Source organism: Halorubrum sp. SP3 (assembly GCF_005435195.1).
Lineage (GTDB): Archaea > Halobacteriota > Halobacteria > Halobacteriales > Haloferacaceae > Halorubrum > Halorubrum sodomense.
The window spans coordinates 1-856 of the sequence record NZ_SGTU01000162.1; the positions used below are offsets into that span (position 1 = coordinate 1).

At 52.2% G+C, this 856-nt stretch carries 1 pseudogene; it reads right to left on the reverse strand.

What is annotated here, in order from left to right:
* Nucleotides 1-784: pseudogene (locus tag EXE42_RS16045) on the reverse strand (hypothetical protein); the annotation flags it as partial.
* Nucleotides 785-856: the final 72 nt, after the last annotated feature.

Below are 856 nucleotides of genomic sequence, written 5' to 3' on the forward strand. Positions count from 1 at the left end.
CTAGGTCAGCGAAGTCTTGTCGTGGCTGTTGGTCGTCCCCCTTTGTCTCTCGTTGGAGCTCTTCGATCCGCTTCTGGCGTCCGTCTTCCATTTTTTGATGAAGACGCCAAAACGAGTGATACAGCCAGAACAACGCTAACGCGGCATACGCGGCAATCGGGCCGATATACAACACTACCCACGTGAGGCCCAGCAGCGTTGGCTCGATCCCATCCGCGGGAATATTAAGCACCCCTTCAGCGTAAAACCGATACGCAACGTAGCCTCCAGCGATCACCAATATCACGTTGACACGAGTTGCAAACCGACCGAAATCACGAAAGCCACCATGATCGTCGGGATGGAATGGCTGATATGTGAGGATATCTCGCTGGAGAAGGTCCGTAAATTTGTACACCAACAGAAACACGTCATACAGCATCGCGATCACAAACAGTGTTACAATGGCATAGACCACATACGCAATCTCACCCCATCCGGCCCACGGGCTCACAATAACTGGCAACAGTAGTGGGCCCAACGCAACAACGAGCGCAAACGCCACTGATCGTGATATCGCTATCGGCCCAACAGTGAGCGTATCACCTAATACGGTCGTAAGTTCGGCATAAAACTCGTCATACGCCGGTTGCGAGACAATACTGCTGTCTTTCAGTTGAGTAAATAGATTCTCAGTTTTGAGCGCCAATCCATCATAGACGAGGTGTCCGGCAACCAAGACAAACAAAAAGTAGCCGGCTTGAACAGTTAGCGCAGGGTCAGCACCGCCTCCATCCACTGTCACTGCCCTGTAGACCGCGTAGGCTGTTCCAGCTACCAGTGGAAGCGCTGTTGCGAAAAATACCACCCCCCGATA